Raw genomic sequence first — 21,129 nt, forward strand, 5'->3', positions numbered from 1 at the left:
CGGATCCAGGAGAATGACATGCCGGACTCGCCCATCGCACCGCCAGGCGCTCGCACGCTGCTTTATCGCGGGGACATCCAGGCGTGCGCCCCCTGGTTCAAGACATCGGTGGAGTTAACCGCCGCCGAGCGCTATTTCTTCCGCGCATCGGGATCGTGGACCGACTGGACGCAGGTCCATGATCCCAACGGATCACCCATGGCAAACCTGCGGCTTTTCGAGCGCTTTATCCGCTGCAAGGAGGCGGACGCCACCTGGTTTACGCTCGTGGGAACGATCAACAAGGATCCCGCCAGCTTTTTTGCCATCGGTGACGGTCGCCGTTGGCCGACGGGCTGGATTGCGCCGGCGTCTGGTCGACTGTTCTGCTTCGCCAACGACGCGAGGTTGATGTACTTCAACAACCGAGGTGCCATCACACTGGAGGTGTGGACCACCTGAAATGGCAACGCAGCAACTGTATATTCATACAGATAAAGATTGCCCCCACGCTCATCTCCGGCCATTCTGTGCACCTCCCGGACACTGATCGACGATGGTGGTTATGCGGCTGTACCTCTGTGAAAAACCTTCCCAGGCCAAAGACATTGCGGCCGTGCTCGGCGCCAAACGTCGCGGCGATGGCTGCTGGCTGGGAACGGACGTCACGGTGACCTGGTGTATCGGCCATCTGCTGGAAACCGCGCCGCCGGATGCCTATGACGCACGTTATAAACGCTGGGTACTGGCCGACCTGCCGATCATTCCGGACAAATGGAAGATGACCGTCAAACCCCGCACCGCCAGCCAGTACAAGGCCGTCAAGCGCCTGCTCGGCGAGGCCAGCGAACTGATCATTGCCACCGACGCCGACCGCGAAGGTGAAATGATCGCCCGGGAACTGGTGGAGCATTGCCGTTATCGCGGTCCGATCCGCCGCCTGTGGCTGTCGGCACTGGACGATGCCTCGATCCGCAAGGCCCTGGCCGCGCTCAAGCCGGGGGCCGAGACCTTCAGCCTTTACCATTCCGCATTGGGGCGCAGCCGGGCCGACTGGCTGATCGGGATGAACATGAGCCGGCTGTTCACCCTGCTGGGGCGCCAGTCAGGCTATCAGGGCGTATTACCGGTCGGCCGGGTGCAAACGCCGACCCTGCGCCTGGTGGTAGACCGCGACCGCAGCATTGCCGATTTCGTACCGGTCGCCTACTGGGCTATCGACGTGCAACTGCTGCATGACGGCACCACCTTCACCGCCCAATGGCGGGCGACCTCCGATGCCTGCGACGATCAGGATCGCTGCCTGAATCAGGCACTGGCCCGGCAGGCAGCCGCGGCGATGACGGGCGCTGCGAGCGCCAGGGTCATCAAACTGCGCACCGAGCGGATGCGCGAAGTGGCCCCGCTGCCGTTCGACCTGGGCACGCTGCAGGAAGTCTGTTCAAAGAAACTCGGGCTCGGCGCCCAGGAAACCCTCGATATTGCCCAGGCGCTCTACGAAACCCATAAAGTCATCACCTACCCGCGCAGCGACTGCGGCTACCTGCCGCTGAGCCAGCACAGCGAAGCGCCGGGCATTCTGGCGGCATTGCGCCAGGCCGATCCGGCGCTGGATGCCTTGCACGGTCATCTCGAACCGCAACGCCGCTCACGGGCCTGGAACGATGCCAAGGTCAGCGCGCACCATGGCATCATTCCCACCGCTGCCGCGAAAAACCTCGATCGTCTGGTGGGCAAGCAGCGCGCGGTCTACACCCTGATCCGCGCACGGTATCTGGCGCAGTTCCTGCCCAATCATGAATACGACCGCACCCAGGCCGACTTCGACTGCGCCGGTGAAGCCTTGCGCGCGGTCGGCAAGCAGATCGTCGAAGCCGGCTGGAAACGGGCCTTGCCCGAAGCCCTTGCCCCGGCCAAAGGACGTGAGGCACCGGCACCGCAAACCTTGCCGAACCTCAGGGAGGGAATTGACTGCGCGGTAGCGGCCGTGCAACTCAAGGACTTGTGGACTCAACCACCCAAGCCGTTCACCGAGGGTGATTTGATCAAGGCCATGAAAAACGTGGCCAAGCTGGTGGAAGATCCGCTGCTCAAGCAGAAGCTCAAGGACACCACCGGTATCGGCACCGAAGCGACCCGCGCCTCGATCATCCAGGGCCTGCTCGATCGCGGTTATCTGGTCAAGAACGGCAAGGCACTGTCTGCAACCCCGGCCGCGTTCAGCCTGATCGATGCCGTGCCGCGGGCGATTGCCGATCCGGGTACCACCGCAATCTGGGAGCAGGCACTGGACATGGTGCAAAGCGGAGAAATGAGCCTCGAGGAATTCGTGACCAAACAGGCCGCCTGGATGAGCAAGCAGGTCAGCCGTTGCGCCGGCCTGAGCCTGACCATCAGCGGCCCGGCCAGCCCTGCCGGGCGTGGCGCCACACCGTGGAAAAACAAGCGCAAACCGGCGAAACGCAAAACGTCAACCGGTAGCAAACGAACGGCGAAACCGACAAGCAAGGTCTGAAGCGAATCAGGCCACAGGGTTATTGTGGTTCGATCTATCCTTGGCTGAGGGGTATCGCGTCTCAGGAGCCACCTCCCATGTCGTCAATCGAACTGCACGCCGCCCAGCGCGACGAACTGGAAACCCTCGAAAACCTGATGCAGTTCTACACCTATGACTTCAGCGAGTGGCTGCCACTGAAGCTGGGGGAACATGGCTTTTTCAATATTCAGCCCCTGCCAGACTATTGGCGAAACCCCGCGACCCGACCATTCCTGGTCCGTGTCGACGGTGAACTGGCTGGTTTCGTAACGGTAGACAACGAGACCCACCTGCCCGGCGCCCGGTACAACATCGGCTACCTGTTTATTGCGCGGCGCTTTCGTGGCCAGGGTGTCGCGAGGTTTGTCGTTTCCACCCTCTTGAGTCGCTTCCCCGGTCAATGGCAGATTTTACATCTTGATGCGAACCTTGGCGCTCGGGCGTTCTGGACCACGGTAATGCCAGACTTTTGCCCAAACGGTTTTGACCAGCATCAACAGTCAATCAAGGGTCTACCCTGCACCCTTTACCGATTTTCGATGTAGTCGTCACCCCCCTCGATGGGTGCTTTTCTAGCCCCCTTCCCTAATTCCACACAGCTTTGTCCGACAATATGTAGTGACCAAAAATAATCACTACAAAACCGTTGACGCCTGCGATTTGCCCTTGCATGATGCAGACGTCTCCCCGATCGGGAGTACAGGCAACACGTTTGAGCAAGCTCGTCTGACCGCCGAGCTGTTTTTTCCGGATACACGCTGCCCACAAGGCAGATTGAAGAAGCTGACCTGGCCTGAACGTCCAGTACAAGGGCGAGAAGCGCTGGCGATCCATCCTCATGAAGCTTGTGGCCGACCTTGAAAACGTCGGCAGGGCCAGAAGGTTTTCGCCGCTTCTCTTCGTTGTGACGCTATTGCGTAGCAGTTATTCAACACGACTACATGCAACAGACGCAGGACCTCGCCTCTATCGGCGGACGACTGCTGACGTCCTGGTTTCGGTGCCAGGGATCAACTAACCGATGGGCTACTTGTATTAGCGAATCAACTTTGAAAGATCACCAATTGGTCAAGGGAGCTTTATGATGAATCTGAACAATCAACCGACTATCGAAGAACTGGCTCGTCTGTTCGCGGCGAAAAAAGATACGCTCGACAACCATATTCTTTGGATCAGCAAATCGGGCAGCGTTCATATCGACTGCCTGTCGCCCCACACCCATGAAGCGGAGTTCGACCAGAACAACCAGAACCTGTTGGCCCGACTGAAGATGTACCGTCGCGGCCAGGGCTATGTCGGCAAGAAAGCCGCGGCCGACAAGGACTTCATTGGTAATGTTCTACAAACGCTGAAACAGGCTTGGGCCTCGTTGCAGAATCAGAATGAAGTTCGGGTGATTGACCGGTTGTACTAATTGAAATGAGTCATTACTGACTTATTAATGAAAAGGGCCTGTTCCCAATAGGAGCAGGCCTTTTTTATTGAATCTAATACACAAATGATCAGATCACTCCAGCCCGCTCCCACAAGGTTTTGTGTTGTCTATGAGAGCGGGTTATCCAACACCAATTCCAAAAACGCCAATGAAGCCGCGCTGTGATAGTTGTTTTTACGCCGCAGCAGTGCCGCCCCACGCCTGGGCGCCTGTCCCACCAATGGAATCTTGCGTAATGCCCGCTCCCCCGTGGCGATGGGTTCCGGAAGAATCGTCGCAATGGCTGTGTGACGAATGACTTCCAGCAATGTATTGACCGAATTGACCTCGATGGCCACCTTCGGCGTGATCTGTGCCTGAGCGAAGTACTCATCAATGCAAGTACGGGTGACGAAACCCGGGGTCAACAACGCGAACTGCAGTTGCGCCACCTCTTCGCTGGTCAATGCCTCCTCGCGTTCATACAACGGATGCGCCCGACCGACCATCAGCGCCAGGGTCTCGGTAAACGCCGGAAGCGACTCGATCTCGGCGTTTCTCACCTGATCGAACGCGATCGCGATATCCAGTGAATCACCCGCCAGCCCGACCTCGATGTCGTCCATCGACAGTTCGAAAATCTCCAGGTGGATGTTCGGGTACCGCGCCGCGTAATCGCGCACCAGCGGCCCCACCAGATACGCCATGAACGTCGGGGTCATGGCCAGGCGCAAGGTGCCACGGGACAAGTCCTTCACGTCATGCAGCGCACGCTTGCCCGCCTCCAGTTCCACCAGCACCCGACGGGCGCATTCAATGTAGGCCTGGCCCGCATCGGTCGGCTTGACCGTGCGCGAGGTGCGGTCGAACAGGCTGACACCGAGGGTTTCTTCCAATTGCCGAATCTGTTGCGACAGGGTCGGCTGGGACACGTGCAAGGCTTCGGCGGCGCGGGTGAACCCGCCGTTGTCGGCGACGGCCAGCAAGTAACGCAAATGACGCAGCAACATGGGATCTCCATCTATAGGCAGTGCTTATACATTGCATTGTATATCGGTCTTGGACGCTATGAGTTGATCGGCAGAAGATGAGCCCACACCCAAGCGCTACCCACTGCAACAGGAGATCTGCCATGCAACAGTCCCACGCTTACAACGACACCAGCCTCGAACTGACCGCCAAAATCCTGGACGCCAAGGCTCGCAAAAACCTGTCCTTCGAAGACATGGCGCAAGGCACTGGCCTGGGCCTGGCTTACGTCACCGCGGCCCTGCTCGGCCAGCACCCTCTGCCGCAAAGCGCGGCGAAAGTGATCGGCGAAAAACTCGACCTGGATGCCGACACCGTGGCCCGCCTGCAGATCATTCCGCTGCGCGGCAGCCTCTCGGGTGTCCCGACCGACCCGACCATCTACCGTTTCTACGAAATGATCCAGATCTACGGCACCACCTTGAAAGCCCTGGTCCATGAGCAGTTTGGCGACGGCATCATCAGCGCAATCAACTTCAAGCTCGACATGAAGAAAGTCGAAGATCCGGAAGGCGGCTCCCGCGCGGTGATCACCCTCGACGGCAAATTCCTGCCCCTGCGTCCTTTCTGAGTTGATAGCGGCCCGCACCGCCGTGCGGGCCAAACCCGGCATATCCATGAGGACACATCCATGAAAGCGCTCATCGAAGGTTTTCTGAAGTTCCAGAAAGAAGCCTTTCCACAACGTACCGATCTGTTCAAGCACCTGGCCACTACTCAACACCCAGGCACCTTGTTCATCACCTGTTCCGACAGCCGAGTCGTGCCGGAACTGCTGACCCAGCAAGAGCCCGGTGAGCTGTTCGTGATCCGGAACGCCGGCAACATCGTGCCCTCCTACAGCCCCCATCCTGGCGGTGTGTCCGCCACGGTCGAGTACGCTGTCGCTGTGCTGGGAGTGACCGATATCGTGATCTGCGGCCATTCGGACTGCGGCGCGATGACCGCTGTCGCCAAGTGCACCTGCATGGATCACCTGCCTGCCGTCAGCGGCTGGCTGCAACACGCCGAGTCGGCAAAAGTCATCAACGAATCCCGCCCTCACGGGAGTGACGCGGCGAAGGTGAGTTCAATGGTCCGGGAGAATGTCATCGCGCAACTGGCCAATATCCAGACGCACCCGAGCGTACGCCTGGCTCAGGAGAAAGGCCTGTTGAATTTGCATGGTTGGGTTTACGACATCGAGACCGGTTCAGTCGATGCCCTGGATGCCAACAGCCACCGCTTCGTGGCGCTCGCCGAGTATCCGGACACCTGTGCCATTCAAGCACGACCCGCAGCAGCAGCCTGACGTTTGAACCCACTGACAGCGAGACGATCGACCCAGCGCTCCCGGCTCACGGGAGCGCTGCACCGACACGATCGACAAGGTTATTTATCGTCCATCCTCGTTGACGATTGTGACCGTTTTTCAGGGGCCTCTTCAGCGTTGGGTGGTTCTGGAATGCTGCCCGGCGTGAACACGTGAGTCAGCAAGTCCCGGGCATCGACTTCGGTGACACCCTGAACCGAACGAGCCAGGCTTACCGCCTGCTCACACTGTTTATGGGTGTTGACGCGCCCGCTCAACGCCACCGTGCCCCCATGGGTCTTGACATGGATTTGCAGGCCAAAGCTGGGTTCGGCCATTGCCAGGGCTGACTTCACCCGGGCGGTGATCCACGTGTCGTGAACGCCCCTTTCCAGATCCTGAGAGTAATGTTGAAACGAATGAAGTTTCATGCTGCAACCCTCTTCACGTCATCAGATGCGCTGTCCGTCCCATTTGCTGTACAGCCCTCTGCCTCTCAGGCGAGCGTCTGGGACACCTGATTCGTTTTGGAGTGCTCGCCACGGCAATACAGACACTCATTAAGTATAGTGCGGCCGGCACCCCGGGGACGGGGAGCCGACTCAACGTTTGACCGATAGATCCGTCTGGGTCATGCGGCTGCGAATGGTGAACACACCGTCGCCCGACAGAATCGCGCTGCGCGCAAACAAACGCCCGCTCTCCCAGTTCGACAGGCCCAGTTCCGGCTTGTTGAGCGCGTACTGGCCGTCGACCCACCGGGTAATGCCGTTGCCGACAAAAGGTGCATTGACCGCGTTATAGAAACGCTCCTGAGCCGCCGCGTCTTCACTGATCAGCGACACGGTGAACTGCGGGCTGTAGCGATTGAACAAGGCGATGGCGCTGTCCAGGTCGTCGACGATTTTCAGGCTGACTTCCGGGGTTTCCTCCCATTCCCACTCGCGGCCCAACTGATCTTCCGGCAGCGGTTCGGCCAGGGCTTCGGTGCGGTAGCCTTCGGCGCGGTACACCTCGACGGTCGCGCTTTGCCAATCGGCGGGCAGGTACGTTTCGCTGCCTTCGACGATGTGCAGTTTGCAGCCCTGGCCCCGGGCCTTGCCGGCCTGTTGCAGCGCATCGAGAAACAGCGGCACCAGCTCTGCGGCGCGGTCGCGGTGGATCAGGCAGACGTTCAGGGTGTTGCAGACCTTGCGGTCAAGGGAGTTGCGCACCACGCGGGTGAAGCGTGTGGCATCGGCATCGGTATCGGCGATCAGCCAGGCACCACCGGTGCCGTGCAGGCTGACGGCGGTGCCGGCCTGTTGCGCGATGCTGCCCAACTGGCTGACGGCACGCCCCGAACCACGGGCCACGGCCAGCGACAGACGCCGGTCGGCGAACATCGCCCAACCGGCGGCGTGATTGACGCTTTCCACCAGCGACACCGCACCGCTCGGCAAGCCGGCGTCGGCAAGCGCCGGATTCAACGCATGGGTGACGATCGCCTGAGCCGTGCCCAACGCATCGCTGCCAATGCGCAGCACCGCCGTGTTACCGGTGCGCAACACGCCGGCGGCATCGGCGAACACATTCGGCCGGCCTTCGAAGACGAATGCAACGATGCCCAACGGTGATACCACTTGCTCGACTTTCCAGCCATCGTGCTCGACGCAACTGATCACTTTGCCGCGAGTGGCCGACGCATCGCGCCAGGCGCGCAGCCCGGCAATCATGTCCCGGCGCATGCGCTCATCGGCCAGCAAGCGCGTGGTCGAACGGCCACGGGTCTTGGCCCGCTCGATGTCGGCCTGGTTGGCCGCTTCGATCAAGGCCCAGCAATCCGGGGTTTCCAGGCGTTGGGCGAACAGGTCGAAGAAGTGGCTGATCGCCTGATCCGACACCGCCGACATCGCGCTGAACGCCGCTTCGGCGCGTTCGATCGCGACCGCCGCCGCCTGCTGGTCGGCCACCGGAATCAACAGCAATTCGCCGCTGACCTGCTCCACCAGCAGATGGTCTCCGGGCTGGAAGCGTGCCGCCAGTTCGGGGTTGACCACAGTGACACGATTACCGGCGAAAGGGATCGGCGTGCCAGCGACTAGACGTTCGAGCGCAAGAGACATGAAGCGGTATCACCATGCAATGGGCGGGCGGAAAATGTATAGCAAAAGTCCCTGAGCGTCACCCGCCACCGGCCTGCGCCGATGATCGCAAAAGCGCGTGCACGGCCCCGGCGCACCTACGCTTAAACCGTGCACCCGCGTTTCCATTTTCGAAGGAGGCCGTCATGAGCGATGAATTCAGAAGCCATGGCGCGGCCCTTGACGACGAAGGTCTGGAAAATGCATTGGACCTGGCCAAAGTCAGCGCTGCGCAATTGTGGGCTGTTCTGGCAGTAGAAACCTCCGGCAACGGATACTTTTCCGATCGCCGTCCGAAAATCCTCTTCGAGCGACACGTATTCAGCCGCTTGACCCACCAGATGTTTGACGCACAACACCCCGATATCAGCAGTAAAACCCCCGGTAACTATGGCGCTACGGGGGATCATCAGTACGATCGTCTGAACCAGGCCATCCGCCTGAACCGCAATGCGGCGCTGCAAAGTGCTTCATGGGGCTTGGGGCAGACCATGGGATTCAACTACACCACCACCGGCTCGGCGGACGTCGAGGCAATGGTCAAGCGCATGGTGATGTCCGAAAACGAGCAATTGCTGTGCACCGTCGGCGAACTGATCGGCAGTGGATCGGTGGCGGCGTTGCGAGCCAAGGACTGGGCGAATTTCGCCCGACGCTACAACGGCCCCAATTACGCCATCAACAACTACGACTTGCGGCTCAGTGCCGCCTACCAGAAGTTTTCCTATGGCGGCACCCCGGACCTGAGGATCCGCATGGCCCAGGCCTATCTGACGTACCTGGGCTGGCACCCCGGCCCGATTGACGGCATCGTCGGCAAACAGACCCGGGACGCGATGAACTTGTTCCAGGCCAAAGAGGGCCTGGACCTGACCACAGTGCTGGATGACCAGACGCTGGAACGCTTGCGCAGTAACATCCTGGCGTTGCCGCTCTGACCCGCAATACCTGCACAAATCCCCTGTAGGAGCGAGCCTGCTCGCGAAGGGGCCGGCACATCCAACATCACCGCTACCTGATACACCGCTTTCGCTGGCAAGCCAGCTCCCACAGGGCCTGGGTTGGTCAGGAAACCAGGCGAACACCCCCAAATCACTGTGGGAGCTGGCTTGCCAGCGATGGGGCCGGCACATCCAACATCACCGCTACCCGACACACCTTTTTCGCTGGCAAGCCAGCTCCCACAGGGCCTGGGTTGGTCAGGAAACCAGGCGAACACCCCCAAATCACTGTGGGAGCTGGCTTGCCAGCGATGGGGCCGGTACATCCAACATCGCCGATACCTGATACACCGCTTTCGCTGGCAAGCCAGCTCCCACAGGGCCTGGGTTGGTCAGAAAACCAGGCGAACACCCCCAAATCACTGTGGGAGCTGGCTTGCCAGCGATGGGGCCGGTACATCCAACATCGCCGATACCTGATACACCGCTTTCGCTGGCAAGCCAGCTCCCACAGGGCCTGGGTTGGTCAGAATCATAGGCAAACACCCCCCAAATCACCGTGGGTGTGGGCGGTGTGTTGGGGGCGGTTACGTATCAAAGTGTGTATAGCCCCGCCCCTGACACAACAAACCTTCAAAGCCCCGCGCAAGGGACACATCGCAGATACACCCGCCTGATGAAATTCACCTGTCGATTGGCCAAGCCGATCCTTGCGCTAAGCGGGCCCACCGTTGCCCGACATCCCTGACTTGAAGGAGATCCTGTCCATGAGCACTTTGATTTCATCGGCCGTCAAAGGCCTGCACCTGAACCTTGACCGTGCCGGTAGCTGGATCGCGCCGTTGACGCTGCGGGTATTCCTGGCCTGGGAATTCTTCGAGTCGGGCCTGGAAAAATTCAATGGCGAGAACTGGTTTGCCGACATCCAGAACCGCTTCCCGTTTCCGTTCGACCACCTTCCGGCCACGCTGAACTGGGAGCTGTCGATGTGGGTGGAATTGATCTGCGCCCTCGCCCTGCTGGTGGGGCTGGCCACGCGGTTTTCGGCGATCAGCCTGATCGTCGTCACCGTTGTCGCGACCGCCGCCGTTCACTGGCCCGCCGACTGGTCGAGCTTGAGCGAACTGGCCCAGGGGTACTCCATCACCAACAAGGGTTACGGCAACTTCAAGCTGCCGCTGATCTACCTGGCCGCCCTGGTGCCCCTGGTGCTCTCGGGTCCTGGCAAGTTCAGTCTCGATGCGCTGCTGGCGCGGTTCTTCTGGCGTCGCAGTCACGCCTGAATGCCGGCCTGAAAAAACAGAACAAGGGCGGTGCGAATCCGATTCGCACCGCCCTTTTGTTTACTTCTCTACATCAATCGATACGATCGTCGCCGCCGCGCCCTCCTGTTGAAACTTGAAGTTCACTTGATCCCCCACTTTTACCGTTGCCAATTGCGCCTCCGTCGCCTGGAACCCCATCGTCATCGGTGGCCATTGCAGTGCAGGCACCGCCCCATGGGCGATGGTGACCTTGTGCCGGGCACTGTCGATCGCCTTGATCGTTCCCGAGGCACTGGCCACGGGTGTCGAGGCTGCCGGCTGCTTCATGGGCGTGCCCTCCATGGCGTCAGCGCCCATGTTCATACCGGGCATTTCTTCTGCACGGGCAAAAAATGACAGTGCCAACAGCGTACCTGTTACCGCGAATCGAGTCAGTTTCATTGGATGTTTCCTTGTGGACATGAGGTGGGTTGGGATAACGGGCGACGGCGCATCAGGCGATACGCCGCCGGAATGACAAACAGCGAGAGCAGCGGCGCGGTGATCATGCCGCCGACCATGGGCGCAGCGATGCGGCTCATGACTTCGCTGCCGGTGCCGCTGCCCAGCAGGATCGGCAACAGACCGGCAATGATCACGGCGACCGTCATGGCTTTGGGGCGGACACGTTGCACGGCACCTTCGCGAATCGCCGCCATCAAGCCGTACTCGGTGCAATCACCCGTATCGATTCGCTCGGCCCAGGCGTTTTTCAGATACAGCAGCATGATCACGCCAAACTCGGCGGATACACCCGCCAACGCGATGAACCCGACGCCCGTGGCGACCGACAGGTTGTAGCCCAGCCAATAGAGGAACCACACGCCACCGACGAGGGCCAATGGCAGCGTCGCCATGATCAACAAGGCTTCGTCAAACCGGGCGAATGTCAGATAGAGCAGGACAAAGATGATCAGCAACGTGGCAGGCACCACCTGCTTGAGGCGCGTATTGGCCCGTTCCAGAAACTCGAACTGGCCGGAGTAGCTCAGGCTCATGCCGGGCTGCAGCTTGACCTGTTCGCTGACCACTCGGCGCAAATCGGCCACCACCGAAGCGATGTCCCGCCCCCGAACATCGACGTACACCCACCCGGACGGCCGCGCATTTTCGCTTTTGAGCATCGGTGGCCCCTCGATGACCTTGACCTTCGCCACCGTGCCGAGCGTGATCTGACTTCCCAGCGGTGTGTAGATCGGCAACTGCTCCAGAGCGCCGAGGGAATCGCGCCACTCTCGCGGATAACGCACATTGATCGGGAACCGTGCCCGACCCTCGATGGTTTCCCCGACGTTTTCACCGCCGATGGCACCGGCCACGATCGACTGCACATCTGCGATGTTGAGCCCGTAGCGGGCCGCCGCCTGGCGGTCGATGTCCACATCAATGTAGCGCCCTCCGGTCAAGCGCTCGGCCAGCGCCGAGCTGACACCGGCTACACCTTTGGCCGCGTGTTCAATGCCCTGGGTGACGGCATCGATCTGTGCCAGATCGTTCCCGGCCACCTTCACCCCGATCGGACTCTTGATGCCCGTGGCGAGCATGTCGATGCGGTTGCGGATCGGCGGGATCCAGATGTTGGTCAACCCCGGTATCCGGACCACCCGGTCCAGCTCTTCCACGAGTTTTTCCGGGGTCATGCCCGGGCGCCATTGCTCACGGGGCTTGAACTGGAGGGTGGTTTCGAACATCTCCAGCGGTGCCGGGTCGGTCGCGGTTTCGGCGCGGCCGGCCTTGCCGAAAACGTGTTCGACTTCCGGCACCGTTTTGATCAGGCGATCGGTCTGCTGCAGCAACTGCGCCGCTTTCTGCGCCGACAACCCCGGCAGCGCCGAGGGCATGTAGAGCAAATCGCCTTCGTCCAGCGGTGGAAGAAACTCACCCCCCAAGCGCGACATCGGCCACCACGCGCTGGCAAACACCAGCAGTGCAGCCAACAAGGTGATTTTCGGCCACCGCAACACGGCGTCCAGCACCGGTTGATAGAGCCGGATCAACCCGCGGTTCAACGGGTTCTGTCGTTCATCGGGAATCCTGCCGCGAATCCAGTAGCCCATCAGCACCGGCACCAGCGTCACCGATAACCCGGCCGCAGCGGCCATGGCATAGGTTTTGGTGAAGGCCAGGGGACCGAACAACCGGCCTTCCTGCGCCTCGAGGGTAAACACCGGAATGAACGACAGCGTGATGATCAACAGACAAAAGAACAGCGCCGGCCCCACCTCCACCGCCGCGTCGATCATGACTTGCCAGTGTTTTTCACCTTTGAGCACTTCCCCGGGATGCGCGGCGTGCCAGGCCTCGATTTTCTTGTGCGCGTTTTCGATCATCACCACGGCGGCATCGACCATCGCACCGATCGCAATCGCGATTCCGCCCAGGGACATGATATTGGCGTTGATCCCTTGATGACGCATGACGATAAAGGCGATCAGGACCCCGACCGGCAGCGAGATGATCGCCACCAGTGCCGAACGCAGGTGCCAGAGGAAAATCCCGCAGACCAGCGCGACCACCATGAACTCTTCGATCAATTTGTGGCTGAGGTTTTCCACCGCACGATCGATCAATTTGCCGCGATCGTAGGTAGTCACAATCTCCACACCGGCCGGCAGGCTGCTTTTGAGTTCATCGAGTCGGGCTTTCACCGCGGCGATGGTTTCCCGGGCATTCTTGCCGCTGCGCAGGATCACCACGCCGCCCACGGCCTCGCCTTCGCCGTCGAGTTCAGCCAGACCGCGGCGCATCTCCGGTCCCTGTTGAATCGTCGCCACGTCGCCGAGGGTGACGGGCACGCCGCCGACGCCCAGCTTGAGCGGGATGGCACGCAAGTCATCGAGGGTCTTCAAGTAGCCGGAAGCCCGCACGATGAACTCGGTTTCGGCCATTTCCAACACCGCGCCACCGGTTTCCTGATTGGCCTTGCCAATCGCCTCAATGACCTGCGCCTGGGTGATGCCCAGACTGGCCAGTTTCAGCGGATCCGGTTGAACCTGATACTGCTTGACCATGCCCCCGACGGTGGCCACTTCCGCCACGTTGGGCAGCGTCTTGAGCTCGAACTTGAGGAACCAGTCCTGCAAGGCACGCAGTTGCGCCAGGTCATGCTGGCCACTGCGATCCACCAGTGCGTACTGGAAGATCCAGCCGACGCCAGTGGCATCCGGCCCCAATGCCGGTTTGGCGCTGGCCGGCAAGCGACTTTGAACCTGACTCAGGTATTCCAGCACCCGCGAACGCGCCCAATACAGATCGGTGCCGTCCTCGAACAGCACGTACACAAAGCTGTCACCGAAGAACGAGTAGCCACGCACGGTTTTCGCGCCGGGCACCGACAACAGGGTGGTCGCCAAGGGGTAGGTCACCTGGTTTTCGACAATCTGCGGTGCCTGGCCGGCATAAGGCGTGCGGATGATCACCTGCACATCGGACAGATCCGGTAGCGCATCGACCGGCGTCCCCTGGACCGACCAGATCCCCCAGGCCGTGACGAACAGCGTCGCCAGCAGCACCAGAAAGCGATTGCCCACAGACCAGCGAATCAATGCGGCAATCATGGCTGGCCTCCGGCAGTTTCCGCGGGCTGGGCCACGATGCCTTTGAGACTGGCTTCGGAGTCGAGCAGAAACTGCCCCGACGTGACCACTTGCTGCCCCTCCTGCAACCCCTTGAGGACTACGGTCTGCCCGGCGTTTTCCACCCCGGCCTGCACCTCGACCGGACGGTAACGCCCGCCTCCTTCGGCCAGCATCACCAGCACGCGCTTGCCGGTGCGGATCAAGGCTTCACTCGGCACCTGCAGTACGTTTTGTCCCGCACCGCTGTTCAGCCGCACCTGTGCCGTGAGACCGGGACGCAGGCGTCCATCGGGATTGGGCAGTTCAACCCGCACACTGAGCGTTCGGCTGTCGGCATTGGTCTGTGGCAGGATCGCACTGATCGTGCCTTGCAGGACGGCGTCCGGCACCGTCGCCAGCCTGGCCTCGACGGTTTGCCCGAGCCGGATCGACCCGGCGACCGCTTCCGGCACCGCCACCATCAGCCAGACAGTGGCCAGCCCATTGATACGGGCCAGGGTCTCACCGGCGGCCAGGGTCATGCCCGCCCGCACATTCAAGGTTTGCAAGGTGCCGGCAATCGGTGTGGTGAGGGTCTGTGTGAGCTGCACCTTGCCGCTGCGTTCAACCTGGGCGATCAAGTCCCGGGGCATCCCCGTCAATCGCAGGCGTTGGCGCGCCGCTGCCAGCAATCCGGCGTCGCCCATGCGTTTGAGGGCCAGAAACTCTTCCTGGGCCGCCGCCCATTCGGGCACCAGAATATCCGCCAGGGGTGCACCGGCCTTCAGCACATCATCCGGTGCGCGAGCATAGACCCGCTCGACGAAACCGGCCGTACGCGCCTGGATCTGCGCAACATCCCGTTCGTTGAAAGCCAGCACGCCCGCTGCGTCGAGGCTCGATACCCAGGGGCCGCGCGTGACCGTGGCCAGCCTCAGGCCGATGTTCTGCGTCATACCCGGATCGATCTGAACCGTAGCGGGTTCTGCCGCCCCGTCGGCATAGCGCGGCACCAGTTCCATCTCCATGAAAGGCGACTTGCCGGGTTTGTCGAACTTCTGCTGCGGGACCATCGGGTCGTACCAGTACAGGACCTTGGGCTCATCCTTTGGCTGACTGCCTTGATCGACGGGTTGCGGACCGCGAGCCAGCCAATAGCCCCCCAGACCGCCCAGCCCGATCAGGCAAGCGACCGATAACACACGTTGAACAACGTTCATTGGCCAGCCTCCCCGTAAGCGAAATACAGCCGGGCGCTGGTCAACGCTTTCTGTTCGTCGATATCGATCTGTTTCAAGCGCACTTCGATCCATTCGCGCCTGGCGGCGACGACTGCCGACAAATCACTTTTGCCCGCGCGGTAACTGGCCAGGGTCAACTCGGTTTTTTCCCTGGCGAGCGGCAAGAGACTCTCCTGTGTGCGCCGCGCCGCACGGTCCAGGCGCTGGTAGTCGGCCAATTGCGCTTCCAGTTGCTCGGTGTGTTCACGCACCAGCGCGTCGCGTTCGGCCTCCAGTTGATTCAGCTCGGCACGCCTGGCGGCGATCTTCGGGTTTTGCCGGGTCTCGGGGAACAATGGCAGGTCGAAGGTGAACTGCACGCTGACCATGTCGCCAAATTCACGCCCGCGCTTCTGGTAATCGAGCTCCCAACTCCAGTCGGATTTTTTATCGGCCTCGGCTTCACGGATTCTGGCCTGGGCTTCACGGGTCATGGGTGCAATCGCCGCCAGCTGCGGATGATGCGCGAGCGAATGGAGGTAACCCGGTTTGTCGATGGGCCATTGCGGCCAGTTACCGTCGGGTTGCTCATTGGCGGCCGGGCCGATCCAGCGCTTGAGTGCGGCACGGGCCTGGGCGCGTTGCTGGATTAATTGGTCTTGCTGCTCGTCCAGTTGCGCCGCTTCCTGCTTCGGCGTGACCGCATCGGCTGGCTGGGCGCGACCGCTGGCGATCTGTGCGCGAACGGTCTCGGCCAGCAATCTGTTCTCGCGGTAAAACTCCTGGAACAGCGCCTGCTTGAGTGCCACCGCATAGCTGGCAATCCAGGCCAGCGCCGTGGATTGCCGCACATTCAAGCGCTCGATACGACCTTGCGCGGCGGCCACCTCGACGGCGGCGTCGGCCACGGCGCTTCGCGCCTGGCGTTTGTCGCCGTTGGGCATTTCCTGCATGACGCCGACCATCTGCATGGTCATGAAATCGTGATCGAGGGTCCCGCGATCGGGACCGCCCACCGGAAAGTTCTGCACACCCAACAAGAGCTTGGGGTCGGGCAACTCACCCGCCGGGATCGCGGCGCTCCTGGCCGCCTGGAGTTTGTTCGCCTGGGCAATCAACGACGGTGCATTGTCATCCGCCAGGCGCAAGGCTTCATCAAGGGTCAATGGGGCAGCAACGCACGGCAAGGCCAGTACGCTTGCCACCAGGGCAGCCGTCAGCGGCCACCCCGTGCGAAAGCACGTGGAGTTCATGGAAAAAATTCCTGTAATGATCCACTGCACGCTTTTCAAAGCGCACAGCAACGCCATTGCGCGCAGGCGCAACGGAGCTCAATGTGGAACAGGAATCAGGCGCGGGGGGGTCGCCATACCCCGGACGGGGTCGGGACGGGCAGCACGTCGACGAACAATGCGCTGACGACAGGACTGAACAGGGTGACGGGAGGTTTGACGATGGAGACCTGCAACATGCCGCCGGTCTTGCATTCCTGGCCGGGCTTGCAGGGCTTGCCGTGGTCTGGCGCCGTGCTCATGTCCTGGCAGCAGTCCATGCCCATATCGCCCATCATCGACATGCCCATGGTTTTCATCGGGCAAGGATCTGCGGGTGCCTGAACGCCCGCCATCGCGCTGAAGGGAAGCGCGAGGCTGATCAGGAAGACAAGGCAAAACCGCAGATAACGTTTCATGGAGCAGGAGTCTAGCTGCGGGTAATGTTTCCTACAATTGCAATTATGCAACGCGGATCGGCTCTTGCGTCTTACCGGTACCTGTGGCGAGCGATCTTGTGAGTGCTACGCACTCAAACGGGAGCGAGCTCCCTCGCCACAGGTTTACTGCTCGGCTGAAGACTTCATTAAGCGAACGGCATTACGCCCTGACTTCTTCCACAAACGCCCCTTCACCCAGCTTCGAATGCGCGCTGCGCTCGTGCACCTGCGAATGTGGCGTACGGTCGATCAGCAGGCTCAGCAGTTCCGGGCGGCTGTAATGGCCCCGCGAATCCATCATGCGTTTGCGCTTGTCGATCAGGCTCATGTCGAGGTCGACGATCACCTCGCCCTCGCCTTCGGTCAACGCGCCCAGCACCACGCCGTCGGGGCCGATGATCGCGGTGTAGCAGCCGCCGGAAATCGGGCCGATCGGGCAACCGGAGTCGGCCATGATCTGCGCCTGTTGTTCAGGGTTGAGCCAGGCGGTGGAGTTGACCACGAAGCAGGCCGCTTCCAGCGCATGCTGGCGGATATTGACTTCCATCTGCGAGGCGAACAACGGGCCGGCGAACGAACCGGGGTACATCGCGGCGTGGATCTGTTCGCCATCGGCCATCAAGGCGTAACGGGCCAGCGGGTTGTAATGCTCCCAGCACGCCAGCTGACCGATGCGCCCTACCGCACTGTCGACGGCGCGCAGGCCCGAGCCATCGCCCATGCCCCAGATCATGCGCTCGTGATAGGTCGGGGTGATCTTGCGGCGACGCTGAATCAGGGTGCCATCGGCGTCGAACAGCAACTGCGTGTTGTACAGCGTGCCGCCGTCGCGTTCATTGACGCCGATGGACACCACCATGCCGGCCTCCCGGGCGGCGGCACCGATGGCGTCGGTGGCGGCTGACGGCACGGTGACGGCCTGGTCCAGCAGTTTGAGATGCTCCGCCGCCATTTCGAACGGTGCCTGGACGAAGGAGAAATACGGGTAGTACGGGACGATGGTTTCCGGGAACACGGCGAACTGCACGCCCTGTTCCCCGAGTTCGAGGATCTTCTCCACGACTTTGTTCACGGTGCCTTCACGGCTATAGAGCACGGGGCTGATCTGGACGGCGGCGGCTTTTACGAGGGTCATGATGGTGATCTCATTCAAGGAGTGGGCTTTGGCGAGATCAAGATTACGACAATAATATTTAGGCTCAAATGTCGTATATACCACCTTTTAGGACATTGCATGACTTACCGGCGATAGCGTCTTCAATGCCGCCATCGCGAGCAAGCTGTGCTCCTACAGATCGTGTTATCCGTCTCGATTGGCGCGCTGAATCACTTGCGGAGGTTGGCCAAACGCCCGGATAAACGCCCGGCGCATGCGTTCGCGATCACCAAAACCGCTGTCCGTCGCCACTACGTCTATGGAATGCCGGCCGGTTTCCATCATCAGCCGGGCAGACTCCACCCGCAGGCGTTCGATGGCCTTGGCCGGCGATTGACCGGTTTCGGCATGAAACACCCGGCTGAATTGGCGAGGGCTGAGATTGGCGGCATTGGCCAACTCCTCCACCGACAGCGCGGACTTGAGATTTTGCCTGGCATAGGTCAACGCGGCCTGGACGCGGTCGGTCTTGGGTTGCAGTTCCAGCATCACCGAAAACTGCGACTGCCCGCCGGCCCGGCGGTGGTACACCACCAGTTGCCGGGCCACCCGCCGCGCGACGTCGGCCCCCAGATCCATTTCCACCAGGGCCAGCGCCAGATCGACGCAGGCACTCATGCCGGCGGCGGTCCAAATGTGGCCATCGTTGATGAAGATGCGGTCCTCTTCGACCTTGACCTTCGGGTAGGTCCGTTGCAGCGAAGCGGCATGGCACCAGTGAGTGGTCGCCCTTCGGCCATCGAGCAATCCCGCCTCGGCCAGGGCGATGGCGCCGGTGCAGATCGAGCCCAGGCGTCGTGTGCGCTGGCCGGCTCGACGCAAAAACGCCACCAGACCCGCGGATACCGGGCGGATGACGTTATCGCCCATCACCAACAGCGTGTCGAAGGGACGCTGATCGAATGCCGTGGTTTCTACGGCGAATCCGGCGGAGGTCGCCACCAGGCCTCCGGTTTCGGAGAGCAGCTGGAGACTGTACACCGGCTCGTCGGCGGCGCTATTGGCCAGCTCGAAGGTGGCGCACATGGCCAGGCCGAGGACCTGGAAACCGGGGTAAACGATGAGGCCGATGGGGTGCATGGAGACTGACCTGAAATGACCGTAAAAATGGCATAACCAAATATTAGGTCAGGTGTGGCGTCAGGTCATAGCGTTCAACGTTGACTGCCAAATCGTCATCGCTGGCAAGCCAGCTCCCACAGTGGGCTGGTGTCGTTCACACATTCTGCGTTTGACACCGATGCGAAGTTCCAGCTACTTGGCATCCCCGCCCTGGGGTTTGTAAAACTTGAACAAACCGATTTCCGCGGTTTTGACGTACTCCTTGGCCCACTCCGGCTTCACCGTGCGGTCATGGAAATACAGCGCCCCCCCGGTGCGATCCGGCAGTTGCTTGTTCAGCGCCTTGCGCGCGATTTCCTTGGCCATTGCATAAGGCACCTCCTCCTGTACCGAGTCGGATTTGCCGTCACACCACCAGGAAAACTGGCAACTCTTGGTTTCCGAGCCCTGCTTGACCACACGGCACACGGTATCCGGGAATCCCTCGTGGCCGAGGCGGTTCATCACTACATTGGCCACCGCCTCCATGTCGGCGGAATCCTTGCCCTTGGCCTCCCAATAGATCGAACGGGCCAGGCAAGTGATGGCGTCGTCCATCGGCGCGGTGCCGGCGGGGTCGACGGCCTGGACTTCGGACTGGGTAATGGCTTCGGATTTGGGTGCCGGTGCGGGGCTGCTATCTTCCGCCGCCTTTTTCTCCAGCACCTGGGCCTTGTCTTCGGCCACTTTTTGTTTTTGCTCCTGATCCGCAGCGAAGGTCGGAGCGGCTAGCATTGTCAATGCAAGACAAACAGCTATCCAGTCGAGGCGCATGGTCGGAATGACTCAGGTGGAGTGATCGCTTTAGTGTAGTAGTGAAATGATTGCACACGCGTCCCGAAATTCTGGAAAATCCGCTGCCTTAACAGGAACAACTTCGAGCATCATGGGCGCAGTCAGCCAAAGGGGATCTCCATGCGCTTCACACCGTCCGCCATGCGCTTTGCCGGTTTATCACTCGGTTTGCTGTTCGCTGCCAACGCCGTGGCAAGCGACGAATCGCAACTGATCGAATCGATCAACCTCTACCGCAGCCAGTTGCAGCGGTGTGGCGGTCAGGTCTCATCGGAACTGCCACCACTGGCCGCCGATCCGCGACTGGCGCTGACGGCCCCCAGCATCGGCAATCTGCAACAGGCCATGGCCACCGCCGGTTACCCGATGAAAAACGTGCAGGCGATCAGCCTGTCCGGCCCCCGTGATGCGCCGTCGGCGATGAAGGCGATCCAGGAAAGCTTTTGCCAGATCGTACTGGACCCGCAATTCGTCGACATCGGCGTCAGCCGCCAAGACCGCGAATGGCGCATCGTCGTCGCCCGCCCCCTGTTGAGTGCACGCCTGGGCGATTGGCAGACTGAAGGGCAGAAGCTGCTGATCGAACTCAACGTCGCCCGCAGCCGACCACGCCAATGCGGCGCACAATCCTTCGCCGCCACCACGCCACTGACCTGGAATGCCACCCTGGCGACCGCGGCCGAAACCCAATCGCGCAGCATGGCCAACAACAACTACTTCGATCACAAGGACCGCGACGGCCGCACGCCGGGTGACCGGGCGGAACTGGCCGGCTACGACTTCCAGCAGATAGGCGAAATCATCGCCGCCGGGCAGGACAGCGTGCGCAAGGTGGTCGATGGCTGGCTGACCAGCCCCGGTCACTGTGCCAACCTGATGAACCCGCAGTTCCGCGATATGGGCGCGGCGTATGCGGTTGATCCGAAGAGCGATGCGGGGATTTACTGGACGGTGATGTTCGGGGCGCAATAA

The 21,129-nt window shown here is 61.1% G+C and carries 20 protein-coding genes; 9 read left to right on the forward strand and 11 right to left on the reverse strand.

Annotated elements, in window-relative coordinates; genetic code table 11:
• Positions 1 to 18: 18 nt before the first annotated feature.
• The 4 genes from LAB08_RS16420 to LAB08_RS16435 all read left to right on the forward strand — a co-directional run bounded on the left by LAB08_RS16420 (position 19) and on the right by LAB08_RS16435 (position 3,929).
• Positions 19 to 441, forward strand: coding sequence for a hypothetical protein (locus LAB08_RS16420; RefSeq protein WP_096510839.1), 423 nt, complete (start codon positions 19 to 21; stop codon positions 439 to 441).
• 103 nt (positions 442 to 544) lie between these two features.
• Entirely contained in the window at positions 545 to 2,494 is a 1,950-nt protein-coding gene (locus tag LAB08_RS16425) for a DNA topoisomerase III (protein ID WP_096515359.1), read from the forward strand.
• A 77-nt stretch (positions 2,495 to 2,571) separates the two neighbouring features.
• Positions 2,572 to 3,060 carry a GNAT family N-acetyltransferase gene (locus LAB08_RS16430; protein ID WP_096510837.1) on the forward strand — a complete coding sequence of 163 codons (489 nt, stop codon included), beginning with the start codon at positions 2,572 to 2,574 and terminating at the stop codon, positions 3,058 to 3,060.
• Between the two features lie 539 nt (positions 3,061 to 3,599).
• Entirely contained in the window at positions 3,600 to 3,929 is a 330-nt protein-coding gene (locus LAB08_RS16435; protein ID WP_096510833.1) for a hypothetical protein, read from the forward strand.
• A 128-nt stretch (positions 3,930 to 4,057) separates the two neighbouring features.
• On the opposite strand, the gene cynR is transcribed toward LAB08_RS16435, so the two are convergent.
• Positions 4,058 to 4,939 carry a transcriptional regulator CynR gene (cynR, locus tag LAB08_RS16440; protein WP_096510831.1) on the reverse strand — a complete coding sequence of 294 codons (882 nt, stop codon included), beginning with the start codon at positions 4,937 to 4,939 and terminating at the stop codon, positions 4,058 to 4,060.
• Positions 4,940 to 5,061: 122 nt separating this feature from the next.
• Here cynR and cynS point away from each other — a divergent pair, with 122 nt between their 5' ends.
• Both cynS and LAB08_RS16450 read left to right on the forward strand, forming a co-directional pair.
• A complete protein-coding gene (gene cynS, locus LAB08_RS16445; protein WP_096510829.1) occupies positions 5,062 to 5,529 on the forward strand; it encodes a cyanase in 468 nt (155 codons plus the stop codon).
• 60 nt (positions 5,530 to 5,589) lie between these two features.
• Positions 5,590 to 6,249, forward strand: coding sequence for a carbonic anhydrase (locus tag LAB08_RS16450; protein WP_096510827.1), 660 nt, complete (start codon positions 5,590 to 5,592; stop codon positions 6,247 to 6,249).
• An 80-nt stretch (positions 6,250 to 6,329) separates the two neighbouring features.
• Here LAB08_RS16450 and LAB08_RS16455 read toward each other — a convergent pair whose 3' ends face one another.
• Together LAB08_RS16455 and LAB08_RS16460 are read right to left on the reverse strand one after the other, a co-directional pair.
• Positions 6,330 to 6,680 carry a BON domain-containing protein gene (locus LAB08_RS16455; RefSeq protein WP_096510825.1) on the reverse strand — a complete coding sequence of 117 codons (351 nt, stop codon included), beginning with the start codon at positions 6,678 to 6,680 and terminating at the stop codon, positions 6,330 to 6,332.
• A gap of 171 nt (positions 6,681 to 6,851) precedes the next feature.
• Positions 6,852 to 8,354: an aldehyde dehydrogenase family protein gene (locus LAB08_RS16460; protein WP_096510823.1), complete on the reverse strand. Its 1,503-nt coding sequence runs from the start codon at positions 8,352 to 8,354 to the stop codon at positions 6,852 to 6,854.
• A gap of 164 nt (positions 8,355 to 8,518) precedes the next feature.
• On the opposite strand from LAB08_RS16460, the gene LAB08_RS16465 reads away from it, so the two are divergent.
• Both LAB08_RS16465 and LAB08_RS16470 read left to right on the forward strand, forming a co-directional pair.
• A complete protein-coding gene (locus LAB08_RS16465; protein WP_096510821.1) occupies positions 8,519 to 9,310 on the forward strand; it encodes an N-acetylmuramidase domain-containing protein in 792 nt (263 codons plus the stop codon).
• Positions 9,311 to 10,080: 770 nt separating this feature from the next.
• Positions 10,081 to 10,596: an HvfX family Cu-binding RiPP maturation protein gene (locus LAB08_RS16470; protein ID WP_096510819.1), complete on the forward strand. Its 516-nt coding sequence runs from the start codon at positions 10,081 to 10,083 to the stop codon at positions 10,594 to 10,596.
• Positions 10,597 to 10,656: 60 nt separating this feature from the next.
• Here the strand turns inward: LAB08_RS16470 and LAB08_RS16475 are convergent, their stop codons facing one another.
• The 8 genes from LAB08_RS16475 to LAB08_RS16510 all read right to left on the reverse strand — a co-directional run bounded on the left by LAB08_RS16475 (position 10,657) and on the right by LAB08_RS16510 (position 20,136).
• Entirely contained in the window at positions 10,657 to 11,019 is a 363-nt protein-coding gene (locus LAB08_RS16475) for a copper-binding protein (protein ID WP_096510817.1), read from the reverse strand.
• Positions 11,016 to 14,174: an efflux RND transporter permease subunit gene (locus LAB08_RS16480; RefSeq protein WP_096510816.1), complete on the reverse strand. Its 3,159-nt coding sequence runs from the start codon at positions 14,172 to 14,174 to the stop codon at positions 11,016 to 11,018. Before LAB08_RS16480 ends, LAB08_RS16475 begins: the two co-directional genes overlap by 4 nt.
• Entirely contained in the window at positions 14,171 to 15,394 is a 1,224-nt protein-coding gene (locus LAB08_RS16485) for an efflux RND transporter periplasmic adaptor subunit (protein WP_096510815.1), read from the reverse strand. Before LAB08_RS16485 ends, LAB08_RS16480 begins: the two co-directional genes overlap by 4 nt.
• Positions 15,391 to 16,647, reverse strand: a complete 1,257-nt coding sequence (locus LAB08_RS16490) for a TolC family protein (protein ID WP_096510813.1) — start codon at positions 16,645 to 16,647, stop codon at positions 15,391 to 15,393. Before LAB08_RS16490 ends, LAB08_RS16485 begins: the two co-directional genes overlap by 4 nt.
• A 95-nt stretch (positions 16,648 to 16,742) precedes the next feature.
• Positions 16,743 to 17,084, reverse strand: coding sequence for a hypothetical protein (locus tag LAB08_RS16495; protein WP_096510811.1), 342 nt, complete (start codon positions 17,082 to 17,084; stop codon positions 16,743 to 16,745).
• Positions 17,085 to 17,265: 181 nt separating this feature from the next.
• On the reverse strand, positions 17,266 to 18,240 hold the full coding sequence (locus LAB08_RS16500) for a Nit6803 family nitrilase (RefSeq protein ID WP_096510809.1): 975 nt from the start codon (positions 18,238 to 18,240) through the stop codon (positions 17,266 to 17,268).
• 165 nt (positions 18,241 to 18,405) lie between these two features.
• Entirely contained in the window at positions 18,406 to 19,341 is a 936-nt protein-coding gene (locus LAB08_RS16505; RefSeq protein ID WP_096510807.1) for a GlxA family transcriptional regulator, read from the reverse strand.
• Positions 19,342 to 19,515: 174 nt separating this feature from the next.
• Positions 19,516 to 20,136 carry a cell wall hydrolase gene (locus LAB08_RS16510; RefSeq protein WP_096510805.1) on the reverse strand — a complete coding sequence of 207 codons (621 nt, stop codon included), beginning with the start codon at positions 20,134 to 20,136 and terminating at the stop codon, positions 19,516 to 19,518.
• A gap of 141 nt (positions 20,137 to 20,277) precedes the next feature.
• Here LAB08_RS16510 and LAB08_RS16515 point away from each other — a divergent pair, with 141 nt between their 5' ends.
• Complete coding sequence (locus LAB08_RS16515; protein ID WP_096510803.1) at positions 20,278 to 21,129, forward strand: CAP domain-containing protein; 852 nt, start codon at positions 20,278 to 20,280, stop codon at positions 21,127 to 21,129.

The organism is Pseudomonas izuensis, from assembly GCF_002356535.2.
In the GTDB taxonomy this organism is placed as follows: domain Bacteria; phylum Pseudomonadota; class Gammaproteobacteria; order Pseudomonadales; family Pseudomonadaceae; genus Aquipseudomonas; species Aquipseudomonas izuensis.